Annotated in this window: 18 protein-coding genes; 8 read left to right on the top strand and 10 right to left on the bottom strand. The window is 66.5% G+C overall.

Annotated features, from left to right (window positions below):
* Positions 1-891, bottom strand: a complete 891-nt coding sequence (locus BMZ43_RS21460) for an NAD(P)-dependent oxidoreductase (protein WP_064307641.1) — start codon at positions 889-891, stop codon at positions 1-3.
* A gap of 341 nt (positions 892-1,232) precedes the next feature.
* On the opposite strand from BMZ43_RS21460, the gene urtA reads away from it, so the two are divergent.
* From urtA to BMZ43_RS21425, 7 genes are all read left to right on the top strand, one after another.
* Positions 1,233-2,507 carry an urea ABC transporter substrate-binding protein gene (urtA, locus tag BMZ43_RS21455; RefSeq protein ID WP_017642930.1) on the top strand — a complete coding sequence of 425 codons (1,275 nt, stop codon included), beginning with the start codon at positions 1,233-1,235 and terminating at the stop codon, positions 2,505-2,507.
* Between the two features lie 311 nt (positions 2,508-2,818).
* Positions 2,819-4,387, top strand: a complete 1,569-nt coding sequence (gene urtB, locus BMZ43_RS21450; protein WP_064307640.1) for an urea ABC transporter permease subunit UrtB — start codon at positions 2,819-2,821, stop codon at positions 4,385-4,387.
* Entirely contained in the window at positions 4,384-5,463 is a 1,080-nt protein-coding gene (gene urtC / locus BMZ43_RS21445; RefSeq protein ID WP_093256378.1) for an urea ABC transporter permease subunit UrtC, read from the top strand. The genes urtB and urtC overlap by 4 nt, the downstream gene beginning before the upstream one ends.
* Positions 5,460-6,305 (top strand): urea ABC transporter ATP-binding protein UrtD, encoded by an 846-nt coding sequence (gene urtD, locus BMZ43_RS21440; RefSeq protein WP_064307639.1) that lies wholly within the window; start codon positions 5,460-5,462, stop codon positions 6,303-6,305. The genes urtC and urtD overlap by 4 nt, the downstream gene beginning before the upstream one ends.
* A 117-nt stretch (positions 6,306-6,422) precedes the next feature.
* Positions 6,423-7,121 (top strand): urea ABC transporter ATP-binding subunit UrtE, encoded by a 699-nt coding sequence (gene urtE / locus BMZ43_RS21435; protein ID WP_064307638.1) that lies wholly within the window; start codon positions 6,423-6,425, stop codon positions 7,119-7,121.
* 134 nt (positions 7,122-7,255) lie between these two features.
* Entirely contained in the window at positions 7,256-7,696 is a 441-nt protein-coding gene (gene aroQ / locus BMZ43_RS21430) for a type II 3-dehydroquinate dehydratase (protein WP_017642925.1), read from the top strand.
* A 4-nt stretch (positions 7,697-7,700) separates the two neighbouring features.
* On the top strand, positions 7,701-8,555 hold the full coding sequence (locus BMZ43_RS21425) for a shikimate dehydrogenase (protein WP_064307637.1): 855 nt from the start codon (positions 7,701-7,703) through the stop codon (positions 8,553-8,555).
* A gap of 166 nt (positions 8,556-8,721) precedes the next feature.
* Here the strand turns inward: BMZ43_RS21425 and BMZ43_RS21420 are convergent, their stop codons facing one another.
* The gene (locus BMZ43_RS21420; protein ID WP_064307636.1) at positions 8,722-10,989 is read right to left on the bottom strand and encodes a YgiQ family radical SAM protein; all 2,268 of its coding nucleotides are present in this window, start codon (positions 10,987-10,989) and stop codon (positions 8,722-8,724) included.
* A 189-nt stretch (positions 10,990-11,178) separates the two neighbouring features.
* On the opposite strand from BMZ43_RS21420, the gene BMZ43_RS21415 reads away from it, so the two are divergent.
* Positions 11,179-12,555: an amino acid permease gene (locus tag BMZ43_RS21415; RefSeq protein ID WP_017642922.1), complete on the top strand. Its 1,377-nt coding sequence runs from the start codon at positions 11,179-11,181 to the stop codon at positions 12,553-12,555.
* Between the two features lie 211 nt (positions 12,556-12,766).
* Here the strand turns inward: BMZ43_RS21415 and BMZ43_RS21410 are convergent, their stop codons facing one another.
* From BMZ43_RS21410 to BMZ43_RS21375, 8 genes are all read right to left on the bottom strand, one after another.
* Positions 12,767-14,248: a glucosyltransferase domain-containing protein gene (locus BMZ43_RS21410; protein WP_093256375.1), complete on the bottom strand. Its 1,482-nt coding sequence runs from the start codon at positions 14,246-14,248 to the stop codon at positions 12,767-12,769.
* 80 nt (positions 14,249-14,328) lie between these two features.
* Positions 14,329-15,345, bottom strand: a complete 1,017-nt coding sequence (locus tag BMZ43_RS21405; RefSeq protein ID WP_017642920.1) for a D-alanine--D-alanine ligase — start codon at positions 15,343-15,345, stop codon at positions 14,329-14,331.
* Positions 15,345-16,739, bottom strand: a complete 1,395-nt coding sequence (gene dnaB / locus BMZ43_RS21400) for a replicative DNA helicase (protein WP_017642919.1) — start codon at positions 16,737-16,739, stop codon at positions 15,345-15,347. Before dnaB ends, BMZ43_RS21405 begins: the two co-directional genes overlap by 1 nt.
* 150 nt (positions 16,740-16,889) lie before the next feature.
* Positions 16,890-17,336 carry a 50S ribosomal protein L9 gene (gene rplI, locus BMZ43_RS21395; protein ID WP_017642918.1) on the bottom strand — a complete coding sequence of 149 codons (447 nt, stop codon included), beginning with the start codon at positions 17,334-17,336 and terminating at the stop codon, positions 16,890-16,892.
* 20 nt (positions 17,337-17,356) lie between these two features.
* Positions 17,357-18,247 (bottom strand): hypothetical protein, encoded by an 891-nt coding sequence (locus BMZ43_RS21390; RefSeq protein ID WP_017642917.1) that lies wholly within the window; start codon positions 18,245-18,247, stop codon positions 17,357-17,359.
* Positions 18,248-18,282: 35 nt separating this feature from the next.
* Positions 18,283-18,513: a 30S ribosomal protein S18 gene (rpsR, locus tag BMZ43_RS21385; RefSeq protein WP_007161145.1), complete on the bottom strand. Its 231-nt coding sequence runs from the start codon at positions 18,511-18,513 to the stop codon at positions 18,283-18,285.
* 26 nt (positions 18,514-18,539) lie between these two features.
* On the bottom strand, positions 18,540-18,956 hold the full coding sequence (rpsF, locus tag BMZ43_RS21380) for a 30S ribosomal protein S6 (RefSeq protein WP_007161146.1): 417 nt from the start codon (positions 18,954-18,956) through the stop codon (positions 18,540-18,542).
* A 182-nt stretch (positions 18,957-19,138) separates the two neighbouring features.
* Entirely contained in the window at positions 19,139-19,513 is a 375-nt protein-coding gene (locus tag BMZ43_RS21375) for a response regulator (RefSeq protein ID WP_007161147.1), read from the bottom strand.
* Between the last annotated feature and the right edge of the window lie 72 nt (positions 19,514-19,585).

Raw genomic sequence — 19,585 nt, 5'->3', positions numbered from 1 at the left:
TCATTCCCCCTTGCCGAACAGGTCTTCGCTGGTGCGTCGCGCGATGGCGCAGAAATCCTCGCCATCGGCCAGGGTCTCGGCGCTGGCCTTCCAGGCCTGGGCGGTGGCCGCGGCCAGCGGCAGGTCGAGGCCGAGTTCGGCGATGAGCTGCTGGGCCAGGCCCACGTCCTTGCGCATCAGGCCCATGGTGAAGCCGGAGTCATAGGCCTTGTTCAGCACCCAGGTAGGGAACATGCCCTGGCTGGCGGCGCTGCGTCCGGAACCGGCATTGATGCCTTCGAGCAACTTCTCCGGGGCGACGCCGGCGCGCGCGGCCATGGTCACCGCCTCGGCGGTGGTAATCAGGTGCGCCGCGGCGAGCAGATTGTTGGCGATCTTGGCGATGTTGCCGGCGCCCACCGCGCCGATGTGCACCCGGGTCGCGCTCATGGCTTCCAGCGCCGGCAACGCCTTGGCCAGGGCCGCTTCGCTGCCGCCGATGACCATGGTCATGGTGCCGGCCGCGGCACCGGCGGGGCCGCCGGAGACCGGGGCATCGAGGAAATCGGCGCCGACCTCGGCGAAGGCCGCCGCTACCCGGCTGCTGGTCTCGGGGGTGGAGGTGGTGGTGTCGACCACCACGGTGCCCGGCCGCACGCGGCTGACCAGGCCCGCCTCGCCCAGGCACACGGCCTCGACGTGCTCGGCCTTGGGCAGCGACAGCACGATGACGTCGCTGCTGGCGGCCAGGGCCGCCAGATCGCCGGCGATGGCCACGCCCTGGGCAGCGACCCGCTCGCAGGCGGCGCTGGAGGGATCCAGCCCGGTGACGGCAACGCCCTTGCGCGCCAGGGTGATCGCCATGTTGCCGCCCATGTTGCCGAGTCCGATGACCCCGACCTGCCTGCCCATGCCTTGTTCCTCTTCTTCGAATGGGTGGTGACCGACCCGGTGGCCGGCCCCTTGCGATCGAGTATGGGAGGCCCAGGCATCACCACCAATACGGCATTCGGACTTTCATGTTGCGCAAAAGGCAACGGCGAAAGAGGGCACCAGCATCGTGCAAAGGCGCCGTCGGCGGGCACTGGCAAGCCCCAGGCTGGTGCAAGGCAACTGGCCGCAAAAGCCCGGTTTGGAGGCAAGAGGCCAGTCGCCATGCGCCTTGCCGAGGCCTGGCACAGTTCCTGATAAGCGCCCTGGCGGGCCAGCAGCCCAGCCCAACAACAGCGCACGTTCGCTTAGGAGCCTTTCGCATGAAGCGCCGCCCTCTACTGAAGACCACCCTCGCCGCCTCCGCCCTGCTCATGAGCGGCCTGTTCCCCTGGAGCGCCGCCCACGCCGCGGACACCATCAAGGTCGGCATCCTGCATTCGCTGTCCGGCACCATGGCCATCTCCGAGACCTCGCTCAAGGACATGGCGCTGATGACCATCGACGAGATCAACGCCAAGGGCGGCGTGCTGGGCAAGAAGCTGGAGCCCGTGGTGGTGGATCCGGCCTCCAACTGGCCACTGTTCGCCGAGAAGGCGCGCCAGCTGGTGACCCAGGACAAGGTCGCGGTCACCTTCGGCTGCTGGACCTCGGTCTCGCGCAAATCGGTCCTGCCGGTCTATGAAGAACTCAACGGCCTGCTGTTCTACCCGGTGCAGTACGAAGGCGAAGAGATGTCGCCCAACGTCTTCTACACCGGCGCGGCGCCGAACCAGCAGGCCATCCCGGCGGTGGAATACCTGATGAGTGAAGAAGGTGGCGGCGCCAAGCGCTTCTTCCTGCTGGGCACCGACTACGTCTATCCGCGCACCACCAACAAGATCCTCAGATCCTTCCTGCACAGCAAGGGCGTGCAGGACAAGGACATCGAGGAGGTCTACACCCCCTTCGGCCACAGCGATTACCAGACCATCGTCGCCAACATCAAGAAGTTCGCCGCCGGCGGCAAGACCGCGGTGGTCTCCACCATCAACGGCGACTCCAACGTGCCCTTCTACAAGGAACTGGGCAACCAGGGCCTGAAGGCCACCGACGTGCCGGTGGTGGCCTTCTCGGTGGGCGAGGAAGAACTGCGCGGCATCGACACCAAGCCGCTGGTGGGCCAGCTGGCCGCCTGGAACTACTTCGAGTCGCTGGATAACCCGGTGAACAAGAAATTCGTCGAGGCCTGGAAGGCCTACGCCAAGGCCAAGAACCTGCCCAACTACCAGACCGCCGTGACCAACGACCCCATGGAAGCCACCTATATCGGCATCCATATGTGGGCCCAGGCGGTGGAAAAGGCCGGCAGCACCGACGTCGACAAGGTCCGCAAGGCCATGGCCGGCCAGACCTTCGCCGCGCCGGACGGCTACACCGTGAAGATGGACGAGAAGAACCACCACCTGCACAAGCCGGTGATGATCGGCGAGGTCCAGGACGACGGCCAGTTCAACGTCGTCTGGCAGACCGAAGGCCCGGTCCGCGCCCAGCCCTGGAGCCCCTACATCCCCGGCAACGACAAGAAGTCCGACGAACCGGTGAAGAGCGGCAAGTAACGACCAGCCCTCACCCCCGGCCCCTCTCCCCGAGGGAGAGGGGAGCAAAACGCCGCTCAGCCTGCAGCTCTTACCCCCTCTCCCTCGGGGAGAGGGTTGGGGTGAGGGCAAAAGGCGTTCCGCAGCCAACAGGAAACACCCGCACCACCACCGCTCCGCTCCTCCCCCTCTCCCCCTGGGAGAGGGCCGGGGTGAGGGCTCGCCAGCGCACCCGGTCAGACCGCCAGGCGCCCGGCACCAGAAACGAGGCCACGCCCGCCCTCCCCCGGGAGACGTCGCGCAGGAGCCTTTACCCATCGACGAGGCCGAGCATGTCCCTACGCCTTTTTCTTCTGCCCCTGCTGTTGCTGCTCATGGGCACCGCCCAGGCCGGCCCCGCCGCCGAGCTGGCCGCCGCCAGCGCCAACGACCAGGCCAAACTCCTGCAGGCATGGGCCGCCGAACCCGACACCGCCCAACTCCCGGTTCTCCAGGCGCTGCAGGACGGTCGCTTCTATATCGACGAAGACAAGCGCCCCTTCTACAAGAACGGCGACAGCTACAGCGCCGCCGAAGGTGACGCCACCGCCCCCACCGGCACGCCCAAGCCGGTGCGCCTGAACAACCGCCTGCGCATCCTCATCGGCGCCGCCCAGGCCAGCGGCGGGTTGCTGTCCACGGATGCCGGCGTGCGTCTGGCCGCCGCCCAGGCCCTGCGTCAGGAGGCCAAGCCCGAGCAGCGACCCTTCCTGGAAAAGCGCCTGCAGAGCGAAGCGGACAAGGACGTGAAAGGCGCCCTCGCCGCCGCCCTGGCCAATCTGCAGCTGACCGATCCCGATCCCACCGTGCGCCTGGCCGCGGTGCGGCTGCTCGGCGAATCCGGCGAGCCCCAGGCCAAGACCCGCCTGCAGGCCCTGCTCGATCCGGCCGTGGAAGCCAACGAAGACGTCCGCAAGGCCGCCGCCACCGGCCTTGCCCAGGTCGAGCGCAAGCTGCTGCTGGGCGACCTGCTCGGCCAGGCCTTCACCGGGTTGTCGCTGGGCTCCATCCTGCTGCTGGCCGCCCTGGGCCTGGCCATCACCTATGGCCTGCTCGGCGTCATCAACATGGCCCACGGCGAGATGCTGATGCTCGGCGCCTACAGCACCTATATGGTGCAGCTGACCCTGCAACGCCTGGCCCCCGAGTGGCTGGCCTGGTACCCGCTGCTAGCGCTGCCGGTGGCCTTCGCCGTCACTGCCGCCATCGGCATGGCGCTGGAACGCACCGTGATCCGCCACCTCTATGGCCGACCGCTGGAAACCCTGCTGGCCACCTGGGGCATCAGTCTGATGCTGATCCAGGCGGTGCGGGTGCTGTTCGGCGCCCAGAACGTCGAGGTGGCCAACCCGGCCTGGCTGTCCGGCGGTATCCAGGTGCTGCCCAACCTGCTCCTGCCGTGGAACCGGGTGATCATCCTCGGCTTCGTGGTCTTCGTGCTGGTCCTGACCTGGGCCCTGCTGAACAAGACCCGGCTGGGCCTCAACGTGCGCGCCGTGACCCAGAATCGCAACATGGCCGCCTGCTGCGGCGTCCCCACCGGGCGCATCGACATGCTCGCCTTCGGCCTTGGCTCCGGCATCGCCGGCCTCGGTGGCGTGGCCCTGTCGCAGATCGGCAACGTCGGCCCGGACCTCGGCCAGAGCTACATCATCGACTCCTTCCTGGTGGTGGTGCTCGGTGGCGTCGGCCAATTGGCCGGCAGCGTACTGGCGGCCTTCGGCCTGGGCATCGTCAACAAGATCCTCGAACCCCAGATCGGCGCCGTGCTGGGCAAGATTCTCATCCTCGGCCTGATCATCCTGTTCATCCAGAAAAGGCCCCAGGGCCTGTTCGCCCTCAAGGGGAGGGTCATCGATTGAACCAGCCACTCGCGCTTACTGCTGTGCAGAAGGCCGGCCCGCGCCTGAGCCTGGCCGTGCTCGGCCTGGCCCTCGCCGTGCTGATCGCCCTGCCGCTGCTGTCCCTGCTGCCGGCCGACAACCCCTTCCAGGTCTCGGCCTACACCCTGACCCTGGTGGGCAAGATCCTCTGCTACGCCATCGTCGCCCTGGCGCTGGACCTGGTCTGGGGCTATGCCGGGATGCTCTCCCTCGGCCACGGGCTGTTCTTCGCCCTCGGCGGCTACGCCATGGGCATGTACCTGATGCGCCAGGCCGCCGGCGACGGTCTGCCGCCGTTCATGAGCTTTCTCTCCTGGACCCGCTATCCCTGGTTCTGGGCCGGTACCGACCATTTCCTCTGGGCGCTGTGCCTGGCGGTGCTGGCCCCCGGCCTGCTGGCCCTGGCGTTCGGTTTCTTCGCCTTCCGCTCGAAGATCAAGGGGGTCTATTTCTCGATCATGACCCAGGCGCTGACCTTCGCCGGCATGCTGCTGTTCTTTCGCAACGAGACCGGCTTCGGCGGCAACAACGGCTTTACCGGCTTCACCACCCTGCTGGGCTTTCCGGTGGCCGCCCAGGGCACCCGCGCGGTGCTCTTCCTGCTCACCGTGGCCCTGCTGGTGGCCAGCCTCTGGCTGGGCTGGCGCCTGGCGCAGAGCAAGTTCGGCCGCATCCTCACGGCGATTCGTGACGCCGAGAACCGGGTGACCTTCTGCGGCTACGATCCGCGCGGCTTCAAGCTGTTCGTCTGGGTGCTCTCGGCAGTGCTCTGCGGCCTGGCCGGCGCCCTCTATGTGCCCCAGGTGGGCATCATCAATCCCAGCGAGATGGCTCCGACCAACTCCATCGAAGCGGCCATCTGGGTCGCCCTCGGCGGACGCGGCAGCCTGATCGGCCCGGTACTTGGCGCCGGCATCATCAACGGAGCCAAGAGCTGGTTCACCGTGGCCTTTCCCGAGTACTGGCTGTTCTTTCTCGGCGCCCTGTTCATCGTCGTCACCCTCTACCTGCCGCGTGGCGTGATCGGCCTCATCAAGAAGGAGCGCGACGCATGAAAGCCGCCCCCATTCCCCCGACCGCTGCGGAAGTGCTCGATCCCGGCATCGGCGCCGAGGCCAGCGGTCTCGGCCATCGCGCCGGCAAGGGCCTGGACACTCGCCACGGCACCATCCTCAGCCTGGAAGGCATCGAGGTCAGCTTCGACGGCTTCAAGGCCCTGCGCGACCTCAATCTCTACATCGGCGTCGGCGAATTGCGCTGCATCATCGGCCCCAACGGCGCCGGCAAGACCACCATGATGGACGTCATCACCGGCAAGACCCGCCCCGACCGCGGCAGCGCCTGGTTCGGCGAGACCCTGGACCTCACCCGCCTGCAACCGGTGCAGATCGCCCAGGCCGGCATCGGCCGCAAATTCCAGAAGCCCACGGTGTTCGAGGCCCTGACCGTCTGGGAAAACCTGGAGCTGGCACAGCGGACCGACAAGTCGGTCTGGGCCAGCCTGCGCGCGCGGCTCTCCGGCGAACAGCGCGATCGCCTGGAAGAGGTGCTCGGCACCATCCGCCTGCAGGAGTCGCGCGGCCGCACCGCCGGGCTGCTCTCCCACGGCCAGAAGCAATTCCTCGAGATCGGCATGCTGCTGGTGCAGGAGCCGCAACTGCTGCTGCTCGACGAACCCGTGGCCGGCATGACCGACGCCGAGACCGAATTCACCGCCGAGCTGTTCAAGTCGCTGGTGCCCCGGCACTCGCTGATGGTGGTGGAGCACGACATGGGCTTCGTCGGCAGCATCGCCGACCACGTCACCGTGCTGCACCAGGGTCACGTCCTGGCCGAAGGCTCGCTGGACCAGGTCCAGGCCAACGACCAGGTGATCGAGGTGTATCTGGGGCGCTAGCGCCCCAGCTTTCAATTGATCGCGGCCATGGCGGTTCGCCGCTGCGACCGCTCCTACAGGTGCCAATGTCGCCGTAGGAGCGGCCCATGGCCGCGATAAAATCTTTACGAGGCGCCCATGCTCCAGGTGAACGAACTCCATCAATACTACGGCGGCAGCCACATCCTACGTGGCCTGTCCTTCGAGGCCCCCATCGGCGAGGTCACCAGCCTGCTCGGCCGCAACGGCGTCGGCAAAACCACCCTGCTGCGCTGCCTCATGGGCCTGATCCCGGCCAAGCGCGGCAGCGTCACCTGGGAAGGCCAGGACATCACCGCCCGCAAGCCGCACCAGCGGGTGCAATCCGGCATCGCCTACGTGCCTCAGGGCCGCGAGATCTTTCCGCGCCTGACCGTTGAAGAAAATCTGCTCATGGGCCTGTCGCGCTTTCCCGCCCGCGAGGCCCGCGAGGTGCCCGAATCCATCTACGAACTCTTCCCCGTGCTGCGGCAGATGCGCCAGCGTCGCGGTGGCGACCTCTCCGGCGGCCAGCAGCAACAACTGGCCATCGGCCGCGCCCTGGCCAGCCGCCCGCGGCTGCTGATCCTCGACGAACCCACCGAAGGCATCCAGCCTTCGGTGATCAAGGAGATTGGCACCGTCATCGCCCACCTGGCCAAGCGCGGCGACATGGCCATCCTGCTGGTGGAGCAGTTCTACGACTTCGCCAGCGAACTGGCCGATGGCTACCTGGTGATGTCTCGCGGCGAGATCGTCCAGCGCGGTCGCGGCGCCGACATGGAGGCCGAAGGAGTGCGCGGACTGGTGGCGATCTAGGCCACCAGGGTCGATAATCGAACGCTTCCGGCGCAACACCCCGGCGGCGGATTGACGAAATTAACCAGCTGGTACATTTTCTCTGCAACGCCGGGCGCTGGTCCGCCCGGCTAGACAACAACAGAGAGAACGCCATGTCCCGCCGCATCCTGGTCCTCAACGGCCCCAACCTCAATCTGCTCGGCACCCGCGAGCCCGCCACCTACGGCCACGAAACCCTGGCCGACGTCGCCCGGCTGTGTACCGAGACCGCCGCCGCCGAGGGTTACGAGGTGGACTTCCGCCAGACCAACCACGAGGGCGAATTGCTCGACTGGATCCACGCGGCCCGCGGCGCCTATGCCGGGGTGGTGATCAATCCCGCCGCCTGGACCCACACCTCGGTGGCCTTGCGCGACGCCCTGGTGGCCAGCGAGCTGCCGGTCTACGAGGTGCACCTGTCCAACGTGCATCGGCGCGAAGCCTTCCGCCATCATTCCTATGTCTCGGGCATCGCCGTCGGCGTCATCTGCGGCCTCGGCAGCCAGGGCTATCGCGCCGCCATCGCCGCCCTCATCGCCCACCAGGGAAACTAACGCCATGACCGCATCGAAATCCGTCCTCGCCGGCCTCATCGGCGCCGGCATCCAGGCCTCGCTGACGCCCGCCATGCACGAACGCGAAGGCGACGCCCAGGGCCTCAGATACCTCTACCGCCTGATCGACCTGGACGTGCTTGGCCTCACGGCCGATGCCCTGCCCGAGCTGCTGCAGGCCGCCCAGCGCACCGGCTTCACCGGCCTCAACATCACCTTTCCCTGCAAGCAGGCGATCATCCCGCTGCTCGACGACCTCTCCCCCGAGGCGCGCGGCATCGGCGCGGTGAACACCGTGGTCCTGGCCGACGGCCGCACCGTGGGCCACAACACCGACTGCCTGGGCTTCGCCGAAGGCTTCCGCCGCGGCCTGCCGGACGTGGCCAAGCGCCTGGTGGTGCAACTGGGTGCCGGTGGCGCCGGTAGCGCCGTGGCCCACGCCCTGCTCGCCGAGGGAGTGGACCAGCTGTTCATCTTCGACGTCGAGGCCGAGCGCGCCCAGGCGCTGGTAGACAACCTGACCCGCCACTTCGGCCCCGGTCGCGCCGCGGTCGGCACCGACCGGGCCGCCGCGGTCGCCGCTGCCGATGGCCTGGTCAACACCTCGCCGGTGGGCATGGCCAAGCTGCCCGGCATGCCACTGCCGGCCGAACTGCTGCACCCCGGCCTCTGGGTCGCCGAGATCATCTACTTCCCGCTGGAAACCGAACTGCTGCGCCAGGCCCGCGCCCTCGGCTGCCGCACCCTCGACGGCGGCACCATGGCCGTGTTCCAGGCGGTCAAGGCCTTCGAACTCTTCAGCGGCCGCAGCGCCGACGCCGAGCGCATGCAGGCCCATTTCGCCGAATTGCGCGGGTAGTCCTAAGCGTTGGGCTTCGCTGCGCTCAACCCAACCTACACCGCTAACCCGTAGGTTGGGTTGAGACAGCTCCACCGTCGAAGCCCAACGAGCCCGAGCGCTGCTGCCTCCTGCTTACCCCATAAAAAAGGGGAAGCCTCGGCCTCCCCTTTCTCATCCCCTCGCCTCAGCGCGGCATGTTCGGCTGGCGCCGCGACTTCTTGCGCGGACCGCCCTTGGCGTAGCCGGCGGCCTGGCCTTCCTGGCCCTTGTCCCAGGCCTTGCTGCCATCGCTGGCGCGGGGCGGCAGGCCGGTGTGCTGGGTAAGGATGCGCCCACCGCCAGTGCCGGCCTTCTTGCTGCCCACCGGGGTGGAATTCTTGCGCCGCGCGCTCTGGTAGCCCGCGTCGCCCACCGGCTGGGTGGCCGGGATCAACTGGTGCTTGCCCGGCCCGATCAGGTCGGCGCGGCCCATCTCCTTGAGCGCCTCGCGCAGCAGCGGCCAGCCCTTGGGATCGTGGTAGCGCAGGAAGGCCTTGTGCAGGCGGCGCTGCTGGTCGCTCTTGACGATGGTCACGCCGTCGCTCTTGTAGGTGACCTTGCGCAGCGGATTCTTGCCCGAGTGGTACATGGCCGTGGCGGTGGCCATCGGCGAGGGATAGAAGGCCTGGACCTGATCCGCACGGAAGCCGTTGCGCTTGAGCCACAGCGCGAGGTTCATCATGTCCTCGTCGGTGGTACCCGGGTGCGCGGCGATGAAGTAGGGGATCAGGTACTGCTCCTTGCCCGCCTCCTTGGTGTACTTCTCGAACATCTGCTTGAAGCGGTCATAGCTGCCGATGCCCGGCTTCATCATCTTGTCCAGCGGACCACGCTCGGTGTGCTCGGGCGCGATCTTCAGGTAGCCGCCGACATGGTGGGTGACCAGTTCCTTGACGTACTCGGGCGACTCCACGGCCAGGTCGTATCTCAGCCCCGAGGCGATCAGGATCTTCTTCACCCCCGGCAGCGCCCGCGCCTTGCGGTACAGCTCGATCAGCGAGGAGTGATCGGTGTTGAGGTTCTCGCAGATGCCGGGGAAGACGCACGACGGCTTGCGGCAGTGGCGCTCGATCTCCGGGTCCTTGCAGGCGATGCGGTACATGTTGGCGGTCGGCCCGCCCAGGTCCGAGACCACCCCGGTGAAGCCCGGCACCTTGTCGCGCATCTCCTCGATCTCGCGGATGATCGAGTCGTGGGAGCGATTCTGGATGATCCGGCCTTCGTGCTCGGTGATGGAGCAGAAGGTGCAGCCACCGAAGCAGCCGCGCATGATGTTGACCGAGAAGCGGATCATCTCGTAGGCCGGGATCTTTTCCTTGCCATAGGCCGGGTGCGGCACGCGCGCATAGGGCATGCCGAACACATAGTCCATTTCCTCGGTGGTCATGGGGATGGGCGGCGGCGTGAACCAGACGTCCACCTCGCCATGCCGCTGCACCAGCGCGCGGGCGTTGCCCGGATTGGTTTCCAGGTGCAGCACGCGGTTGGCGTGGGCATAGAGCACCGGGTCGTTGCGCACCTTCTCGAAGGACGGCAGGCGGATCACCGTCTTGTCGCGGGTCATGCGCGGGCTTTCCAGCAGCTGCACCACCTTGGCTTCGTTGGGATCCTCGACCTCACCTTTCGCCTGCTCGATGGCACAGGCCTCGGTGTCCTGCGTATTCACGTAGGGATTGATGATCTTGTCGACGCGACCGGGACGGTCGATACGGGTCGAGTCGACCTCGAACCAGCCCGCGGGCGTGTCCCGCCGGATGAAGGCGGTACCGCGTACGTCGGTGATGGCCTCGACGCGCTCGCCACGCGACAGCCGCTGGGCGATCTCGACCACCGCCCGCTCGGCGTTGCCATAGAGCAGGATATCGGCGGTGGCGTCCATCAGGATCGAGCGACGGACCTTGTCCTGCCAGTAGTCGTAGTGGGCGATCCGGCGCAGCGAGGCCTCGATGCCACCGAGCACGATCGGCACGTGGCTGTAGGCTTCCTTGCAGCGCTGGCTGTAGACCAGGCTGGCACGATCCGGACGCTTGCCGGCGACGTTGCCCGGGGTATAGGCGTCGTCGGAACGGACCTTCTTGTCCGCGGTGTAGCGGTTGATCATCGAGTCCATGTTGCCCGCGGCCACACCGAAGAACAGATTCGGCTCGCCGAGCTTCATGAAGTCGTCCTTCGAATGCCAGTCCGGCTGGGCGATGATGCCCACGCGGAAGCCCTGGGCCTCCAGCAGCCGGCCGATGATGGCCATGCCAAAGGACGGGTGATCGACGTAGGCGTCCCCGGTGACGATGATGATGTCGCAGCTGTCCCAGCCGAGTTGCTCCATCTCCGCCCGACTCATGGGCAGGAAGGGTGCAGGACCAAAGCACTCGGCCCAGTATTTCGGATAGTCGAACAGCGGCGTGGCGGCTTGCATGGCAGCTTCCGGGAAAGGGGTGTTTTTGGGAGGGCGCGAAGAATAGCACAAAAAATGACCAGTTCAGCCCCCGGACATCGATTGCCTTTGGCTATCGACGGCGGCTCTGGACCCACCCTCAATGCCGCCCCCACCAGGAGTGCTACCATAGCGCCCCGCTCCTTCCTCACCACCGAGACACCCTCCTCCATGTCCCAGCCCCAACCCGCCGCCGGCCAGTTGCAGCGCGGCCTGAAGAATCGTCACATCCAGCTGATCGCCCTCGGCGGAGCCATCGGTACCGGTCTGTTCCTCGGCTCGGCCGGGGTGCTCAAGTCGGCCGGTCCGGCGATGATCCTCGGCTACGCCATCGCCGGCTTCATCGCCTTCCTGATCATGCGCCAGCTCGGCGAGATGATCGTCGAGGAACCCGTCGCCGGTTCCTTCAGCCACTTCGCCAGTCGTTACTGGGGTCGCTTCCCGGGCTTTCTCTCCGGCTGGAACTACTGGGTGCTCTATGTGCTGGTGGGCATGTCGGAACTCACCGCGGTGGGTAAGTACGTGCAGTACTGGTGGCCCGAGGTGCCGACCTGGGCCAGCGCCCTGGTGTTCTTCGTGCTGGTCAACCTGATCAACCTGTTCAACGTGAAGGCCTTCGGCGAGACCGAATTCTGGTTCGCGCTGATCAAGGTGGTGGCCATTCTCGGCATGATGGCCTTCGGTCTCTGGCTGCTGGTCAGTGGCAGCGGCGGTCCCGAGGCCTCGGTGAGCAATCTCTGGAGCCATGGCGGTTTCCTGCCCAACGGCTGGAGCGGCCTGTTCGCCGTGCTGGCGATCATCATGTTCTCCTTTGGCGGCCTGGAGCTGGTGGGCATCACCGCCGCCGAAGCCGACCAGCCGCGCACCGTGATTCCCAAGGCCATCAACCAGGTGGTCTGGCGCATCCTGATCTTCTATGTCGGCGCCCTGACCATCCTCTTGTCGCTGCACCCCTGGGACGAACTGGTGCGCAGCATCGGCGCCGGCGGTGACGACTATGCCGGCAGCCCCTTCGTGCAGACCTTCGCCCTGCTCGGCAGCGATACCGCCGCCCACCTGCTCAACTTCGTGGTGCTGACCGCGGCGCTGTCGGTCTACAACAGCGGCGTCTACTGCACCAGCCGCATGCTCTATGGCCTGGCCGAACAGGGCGACGCCCCGCGCGCCCTGCTGCGCACCAATCGTCGCGGCGTGCCCCTGCTGGGCATCGCGGTGTCCTCGGCGGTGACCCTGCTCTGCGTGGTGGTCAACTACCTGCTGCCGCAGAATGCCCTGGAGCTGCTGATGTCGCTGGTGGTGGCCTCGCTGGTGATCGCCTGGGCGCTGATCAGCCTGACCCACCTGAAATTCCGCGCCGCCCAGCGTCAAGCGGGGCGCACCTCGCACTTCCCGGCGTTCTGGTCGCCGGTCGCCAACTGGCTGTGCCTGGCCTTCGTCGGCATGATCCTGGTGCTGATGCTGCGCATCCCCGGCATCGCCGTCTCGGTCTACGCCATTCCGTTCTGGCTGGCCTTCCTGTTCCTCTGCTACAAGCTGCGCCGCGGCTGATCGCCCTCGCACCCGTAGATTGGGCTGAGATGGCTCCATCGTCGAAGCCCAACAGTCCGCGCACGACCTGACAATGTTGGGCTTCTCTGCGCTCAACCCAACCTACCGACCCGCGTAGGTTGGGCTGAGACGGCTCCACCGTCGAAGCCCAACAGCCGCGTCACCACGTTGGGCTTCGCTGCGCTCTGCCCAACCTACCCCTCAAGCCCCCCTACTCGAACGGCACCCAGGGTCGCTGTGGCTTCATGATGATGCAGCCGTCCTCGCCCAGCGCCCAGATGTCATAGAAACGGTTGTCCACCAGCCGCGTGGCGGCCCCGGGCACGGCTACGCGCTGGCTGCAGCTGTCGCTGTCGGCATCGTCGATCACCCCCAGGTCCAGCAGCCGCTCGGCGATCATGAAGTTGCCCGGCGACAGGCCGAGGATGAAGGGCAAGGCCGGCATCTGCTCGAAGGTATTCTGCGCCAGCGGCAGCCAGGCCACCTCCAGCGGACCACCGGTCCAGAGCAGGCGCTTGAGCGACCGCAGCTCCGGACGACTGCTGAGGTCATGGTGCAGCTCCTGGACGAAACCGCGCTCGAAGGTCTTCTGCGCCGAGAGCACCTGCCCATAGGCATAGGCCAGGGCCAGCATCCACAGCACCGGCAGCACCAGCAGCCAGGTCAAACGAGGCTGGAGGCGCTCCAGCAGATCGTGGGCCAGCAGCAGCGCCAGGGTCAGGACGACCGCCAGCCCCATCAGGGTGCGGGCTTCGAGGATGAAGTCGCTGAACAGCAGGGTGATGCCGGCCACGCAAAAGGCCAGTACCGGCAGGGTCGCGCCGTACAGCAGCAGGGGCAGCAACGCCCTTCGGCCGTAGGCGCGGGCATAGGCCAGGCCGCCCAGGCCGTAGCCGAGCGCGGCCAACCCACCGAACAGCCACCACAGCCAGAGATTGCCCGGGGTGACCAGCAGGCCGACGCTGTGCAGCACCTCGCCCAGCCGGTGCCAGAGCTCGGGCAGCACCTGGCCGCCCACGCCGGCGTGCCGCGTGGTCGCCATCAGCTGGTAGGCCGTCAGGTAATAGAGCACGCCACCCAGCAGCAGCTGCAGGCCCTGGCGCAGCACCAGCCGCAGCGCCTGCTCGGGCGCCTCGCGGCGCTGCACCGTACGGATCAGTTCCAGGCAGCAGAGCCCGATGAAGACATTGAGCGCCACTTGGTAGAAGGCCATGGCCGCCGCCAGCAGCGCCGCCGGCACCAGCAGCGCCAGCGCGGTATGACGACTACGAAAGATCACCGCGTAGATCACCGCCACCAGACTCAGGGCCATCGTCGGGCCATCGTACTGATAGGTCAGATTGCCCAGCCAGAATGGCGAGAACCACAGCGGCAGGAGCGCCAGGCACTGGGTCGGTCGCGGCGCACCGAAGCAGTGGCGGGCCAGATCGGTCAAGGCCCAGGCGGCGGCGGCGCAGGCGATCAGCAGCGGCAGGGGAAAGAGATTGAGGGTGCTGCCGCTGAAGGTCAGCAGCCGGTAGAAGACCTCGGTGAGCACCCGTCCCTGCTGGCGCCACTCGGGGCCGTTCTCCAACTGGATGCGCCAGTTGTCATCGACATAGGGAAAGTCGACCAGGATGAAGGGCAAGACGAACAGCAGCAGCGTGGAAAGGAACAACGCCCGGGTCTGCACCGGGGTGAGCGTCTGGGGCATGGCGGCGGATCCGGATCCGGCTTCGACAGGAGACGCAGCCGCCACCACCCGAAGCGATAGCGGCGCCGGCTGCGTAGCGGTCAGTCTTGCAGGGCCAGCTGGCAGATCCGCTCGCAGAGTTCGTCGAAGTCGATGCCCATGGCCGCCGCCGATTGCGGTAGCAGACTGGTAGCGGTCATGCCCGGCAGGGTGTTGACCTCCAGGCACCAGAGCCGCCCCTCGGCGTCCAGGCGGAAGTCGGCGCGGCTGTAGCCGTCGAGCTTGAGCGCCCGATGCGCGGCCAGGGCCAGCCGCCGCGCTTCCTCGGCGATCTCGGTCGAGACCTCGGCCGGAAACACTTCCACCGCGCCCTTGGGCTGGTACTTGCTGGTGTAGTCGAACACGCCGCTCTGGCCAAGGACGATCTCGCCCACCGCCAGTGGCTGTTCGCCCAGCACCCCAACGGTCAGCTCACGACCGGCAACGAAGCGCTCGATCATCACCTCGCGGTCATAGCGCAGCGCCAGCTCGATGGCCGGTTGCAGGTCCTCGGCGCGGCTGACCTTGCTCAGACCCACGGTGGAGCCCTGCTGGCTGGGTTTGACGATCACCGGAAAGCCCAGCGTCGCGGCTACGGTCGCGGCGTCCGCGGGCGCCATCAGCCAGTCGGCGGTGGGCACCCCGGCAGCACGGAACAGCCGCTTGCTGAGATCCTTGTCCATGGCCACGGCGCTGCCCACCCGGCCGCTGCCGGTGTAGCGTAGCTCGGCCAGGTCGAGCAGGGTCTGCAGGGTGCCGTTCTCGCCGGTCCCGCCATGCAGGGCGAGGAACAGCAGATCCTGGTCGCCCAGCTGGGCGCGGCTGAGCACCGCACCGGCATCCTGGCCGCGCATCCGCACCAGGGCGGTCCGCTCCGGCGGTTCGAGGCCGACGCGGGCTTCCAGCAGCGCGCGCTCGGCGTCTTCGTCGAGCAGGCCCAGGGCGGTGTCCACGGTCACCACCTGGTGCCCGCGCCGGCGCAGGGCCGCCACCACCTGGGCACCGCTGGCGATGGACACGTCGCGTTCTTCGCTGGTGCCACCGAGCAGGACTGCGATCTTCAGCTTGTCCTTGACCATCATTCGTCCTCGAAAACGTAGCTGCCGGGCGCGAGATTCTCGAACCGGGTGTATTTACCGATGAAGGCCAGCCGCGTGGTGCCGATCGGACCGTTACGCTGCTTGCCGATGATGATTTCCGCCACGCCCTTGTACTCGGTCTCCGGGTGATACACCTCGTCCCGGTAGACGAACATGATGACGTCGGCGTCCTGCTCGATGGCGCCCGATTCACGCAGGTCGGAGTTCACCGGCCGCTTGTTCGGCCGCTGCTCCAGCGAGCGGTTAAGCTGGGAGAGCGCCACCACCGGGCAATTGAATTCCTTGGCCAGGCCCTTGAGCGAGCGGGAGATCTCGGAGATCTCGTTGGTGCGGTTCTCGCCGCTGCTGCCACCGATCTGCATTAGCTGCAGGTAGTCCACCATGATCAACGCCAGGTCGCCGTGCTCGCGCACCAGGCGCCGGGTCCGGGCGCGCATTTCCGAAGGACTGATGCCGGCGGTATCGTCGATGAACAACTTGCGGTCGTTGAGCAGGTTGACCGCCGAGGTCAGGCGCGGCCAGTCGTCATCGTCCAGCTTGCCGGAACGCACCTTGGTCTGGTCGATGCGACCGAGGGACGAGAGCATCCGCAGCACGATGGAGTCGGCGGGCATCTCCAGGGAGAACACCAGCACCGCCTTGTCGGTGCGCAGCACCGCGTTCTCCACCAGGTTCATGGCGAAGGTGGTCTTGCCCATCGACGGGCGGCCGGCAACGATGATCAGGTCCGCCGGCTGCAGGCCGCTGGTCTTTTCGTCCAGGTCGGCGAAACCGGTGGAGACCCCGGTGATGGCGTCGCTGGAGTTGAACAGGGTATCGATGCGGTCGATGGCCTTGGTCAGGATGTCGTTGACCCCGATCGGACCGCCGGATTTCGGCCGCGCCTCGGCGATCTCGAAGATCTTGCGTTCGGCTTCGTCGAGCAGCTCGTTGGCGCCACGCCCTTCCGGGTTGTAGGCGCTGTCGGCGATGTCGGCACTGATACCGATCAACTGGCGCAGGGTGGCCCGCTCGCGCACGATCTGCGCATAGGCCTTGATGTTGGCCACCGAGGGTGTGTTCTTGGCCAGCTCGGCCAGATAGGCCAGGCCGCCCACCTGGGGCAGTTGGCCTTCATTGTCCAGCTGTTCGGACAGGGTCACCACGTCGAACGGCTGATTGCGCTCGGCCAGACGGGCCACGGCGCGGAAAATGAGTCTGTGGTCGTGGCGATAGAAGTCGCCATCGGACACCTGATCGAGCACGCGCTCCCAGGCATTGTTGTCCAACATCAGACCACCCAGCACGGCCTGCTCGGCCTCGATGGAGTGCGGCGGGACCTTGAGGGCAGCGGTCTGCAGATCGTACTGCTCGGGCAGGGAAATCTCGTTCATGCGCAGGTCTTGGGCCCCCATTGCGGGCGGCGAAATGATTTTCGATAGGGCAGAAAAGACAAAGGGCACGTCACTGCCTTGGCAATGACGTGCCCGATTGTCGACAGACCGGCGCCGGGGCGCAAGTCCGCCAGTCAGGCGACGGCGCGCTTATTCAGCGACGACGACAACCTTGACCGTAGCTTCGACGTCGGTGTGCAGGTGCACTTCGACGTCGTATTCGCCAACACTGCGCAGCGCGCCGTTGGGCAGGCGAACTTCGCTCTTGTCCAGCTCGACGCCAGCGGCGCTGACGGCTTCGGCGATGTCGCGGGTGCCGATGGAACCGAACAGCTTGCCTTCGTCGCCGGAGTTGGCGGCGATGGTTACGGTCAGTTCAGCCAGCTTGGCGGCACGGGCATCAGCCTCGGCCTTCTTCTCGGCAGCCTGCTTCTCGAGCTCGGCACGACGAGCTTCGAAAGCCTCGACGTTGGCAGCGGTGGCTGCGGTGGCCTTGCCCTGCGGCAGCAGGAAGTTACGGGCGTAACCGCCCTTGACGTTCACTTTGTCGCCCAGGTTGCCCAGGTTGGCGATCTTTTCCAGCAGGATGACATCCATTGAGTCTTTCCTCTTAACTTTTAACCTTCACCGTCCGCGGGCCCCTGCGGCTCTTGCGCGGACCGCCCACGGAAATCGAACACGCTATCGATCACAGCCAGAATCACCAACAACGGATAGATCAGCTGCCCAAACAGCAGCAGCGTCACGTACAGCCCCACCAGCCAGAATCCTGCCAGGCGCTTGGCCGCCACCAGCCCGTGTAGCAGGGCGATGCCGGCAAAGGCCAGCGGCACGCTGCACAGCGGGGTCAGCAGGCCAAGCCCACTGCCCAGGTTCGGCGCCAGCACCAGCAGGGCCAGGAGGCCGAGCGCGATGGCTGGACGCAGACGCAGGGCGCGAAATTCGCGACCGAACCCCTGGGGGTTGTACAGCGCCGCCTGCCAGTACCGCCCGAGCATCAGGCACAGCAGGCAGGTGATCTGGAAGAACGCCGCCATCAGGCCGGTCAGCACGGGCAGCAGCAACTGCTGCAACTGCGCCTGCTTTTCCGGCGGCAACTGCGCCGCGCTCGGGCCCAACACCTGGGGCAACAACCGACGGATTTCCTCCGCCAGCTGCGCGATGCCCTCGGCATAAACCTGACCCAGCACCAGGGCGAAGACCAACCCCAGCGGGACACTGGCCAACAGCACCCGTGTCCAGGATCGGCTCTGGCGCAGTAGTGCCGCCAGCAGCGTCGAACCCAGCATCACCAGCACGATGCTGGCATCTCCCAGATACAGCCAGAACAGCGCCGGCAGCAGGGCCCAGACCAGCACCCCGGCCGCCGCGGCAGGTCCCCGGCGCAACAGCACCAGGCTGCCACCGGCAGCGGTCATCCAGTACAGCAGCGGCACGACTGCACCCAGTACCACCACGAGAGTGGCTTGGGTGCGGCCGCGCATGATGAACTCAGCCAGAGGCCGCATGCCGTGTTTATCCGTTATCCGTGATCAGGCGTCGATCAACGACCGTGGCTGTCGGTGTAGGGCAGCAGGGCCAGGTAACGGGCACGCTTGATGGCGGTGCCCAGCTGACGCTGGTACTTGGCCTTGGTGCCAGTGATACGGCTCGGGACGATCTTGCCGGTTTCGGAGACGTAGGCCTTCAGGGTGTTGAGATCCTTGTAGTCGATCTCTTTCACGCCTTCGGCGGTGAAACGGCAGAACTTACGACGACGGAAGAAACGTGCCATGACAATGATTCCTCGCTAGATCCAGATTACTCGGCGCTGTCGGCGTCGTCGGAGTTGCCTTCGGCGGACTCGGACTCGGACTCGGCAGGACGCTCGCGACGCTCGCGACGCTCGTTGCGGTTTTCTTCGGCCTTGAGCATCTCGGATTGACCGGTGACGGCCTCGTCACGGCGCAGGATCATGTTACGGATCACGGCGTCGTTGTAGCGGAAGTTGTCTTCCAGCTCGGCCAGGGCCTTGGCGCTGCACTCGATGTTCATGAGTACATAGTGAGCCTTGTGAACGTTGTCGATGGCATAAGCCAGCTGACGACGGCCCCAGTCTTCCAGGCGATGGACTTTGCCACCGTCTTCTTCGATAGCCTTGGTGTAGCGCTCGACCATGCCGCCCACCTGTTCGCTCTGGTCCGGATGAACCAGGAACACGACTTCGTAATGACGCATTTAATGCTCCTTACGGGTTGCAGCCTGCCGCGGAAACGCGGTCAGACAAGGAGTGAATAGTTCGGATGACTTGCCCAGCGGAATGCGGACGCACTCCGGGCAAGGGGCAACATTCTAGAGAAGGGCGCCGAGGGGCGCAACCGCAGGCATGACCGGCGCGACCGCCGGGCAGCCACAGGCACTTAGCGTTGCACGTCGGCCAGGGCTTGGCGGATCTTGTTCAGGTCATAGGGCTTGATCAGCACCCCGACCCGCGCCTCCATGCCGGGCTCGCGCTCGAAGGCATAACCCGAGGCAACGACGATGCGCAGCGTCGGATCCATCGCCAGGGCACGCCGGGTCAACTCGATCCCGGACATGCCGCCCAGCCCGATATCGGTGAACAGCACATCGTGCTCGCGTTGCGGCAGCAACTCGAGGGCAGCCTCCGCCGAGGCGACGGCCGTGACCTGATGGTCCAGCTCCTCGATGACTTCGGTGGTCAGCATGCGCAGCGTGGCATCGTCTTCGACGAGCAGCACTCGCAAGCCTACCGGCTCTTGGATCTCCTGACTCACGCGGGCATCCTCTTGTTGACAGGTCTCGCCCCGGGCTTTCCCAGAGCGAGGCCGGTATTTTGCGCACTGCAG

The organism is Pseudomonas sp. Snoq117.2, from assembly GCF_900110545.1.
Classification (GTDB): Bacteria; Pseudomonadota; Gammaproteobacteria; order Pseudomonadales; family Pseudomonadaceae; genus Chryseomonas; species Chryseomonas benzopyrenica.
Note: the sequence above shows the minus strand (reverse complement) of the source record. Positions and strands in the feature narration are given on the sequence as shown.

Excerpts from the sequence above, each read along its gene's own strand:
- aroQ (WP_017642925.1), top strand. The coding sequence starts at position 7,256 with ATGTCCCGCCGCATCCTGGTCCTCAACGGCCCCAACCTCAATCTGCTC.
- BMZ43_RS21415 (WP_017642922.1), top strand. The coding sequence starts at position 11,179 with ATGTCCCAGCCCCAACCCGCCGCCGGCCAGTTGCAGCGCGGCCTGAAG.
- BMZ43_RS21460 (WP_064307641.1), bottom strand. The coding sequence starts at position 891 with ATGGGCAGGCAGGTCGGGGTCATCGGACTCGGCAACATGGGCGGCAAC.
- BMZ43_RS21405 (WP_017642920.1), bottom strand. The coding sequence starts at position 15,345 with ATGGTCAAGGACAAGCTGAAGATCGCAGTCCTGCTCGGTGGCACCAGC.
- urtE (WP_064307638.1), top strand. The coding sequence starts at position 6,423 with ATGCTCCAGGTGAACGAACTCCATCAATACTACGGCGGCAGCCACATC.
- urtD (WP_064307639.1), top strand. The coding sequence starts at position 5,460 with ATGAAAGCCGCCCCCATTCCCCCGACCGCTGCGGAAGTGCTCGATCCC.
- BMZ43_RS21420 (WP_064307636.1), bottom strand. The coding sequence starts at position 10,989 with ATGCAAGCCGCCACGCCGCTGTTCGACTATCCGAAATACTGGGCCGAG.
- rplI (WP_017642918.1), bottom strand. The coding sequence starts at position 17,336 with ATGGATGTCATCCTGCTGGAAAAGATCGCCAACCTGGGCAACCTGGGC.
- urtB (WP_064307640.1), top strand. The coding sequence starts at position 2,819 with ATGTCCCTACGCCTTTTTCTTCTGCCCCTGCTGTTGCTGCTCATGGGC.
- BMZ43_RS21390 (WP_017642917.1), bottom strand. The coding sequence starts at position 18,247 with ATGCGGCCTCTGGCTGAGTTCATCATGCGCGGCCGCACCCAAGCCACT.
- urtA (WP_017642930.1), top strand. The coding sequence starts at position 1,233 with ATGAAGCGCCGCCCTCTACTGAAGACCACCCTCGCCGCCTCCGCCCTG.
- dnaB (WP_017642919.1), bottom strand. The coding sequence starts at position 16,739 with ATGAACGAGATTTCCCTGCCCGAGCAGTACGATCTGCAGACCGCTGCC.
- BMZ43_RS21410 (WP_093256375.1), bottom strand. The coding sequence starts at position 14,248 with ATGCCCCAGACGCTCACCCCGGTGCAGACCCGGGCGTTGTTCCTTTCC.
- BMZ43_RS21425 (WP_064307637.1), top strand. The coding sequence starts at position 7,701 with ATGACCGCATCGAAATCCGTCCTCGCCGGCCTCATCGGCGCCGGCATC.
- rpsR (WP_007161145.1), bottom strand. The coding sequence starts at position 18,513 with ATGGCACGTTTCTTCCGTCGTCGTAAGTTCTGCCGTTTCACCGCCGAA.
- rpsF (WP_007161146.1), bottom strand. The coding sequence starts at position 18,956 with ATGCGTCATTACGAAGTCGTGTTCCTGGTTCATCCGGACCAGAGCGAA.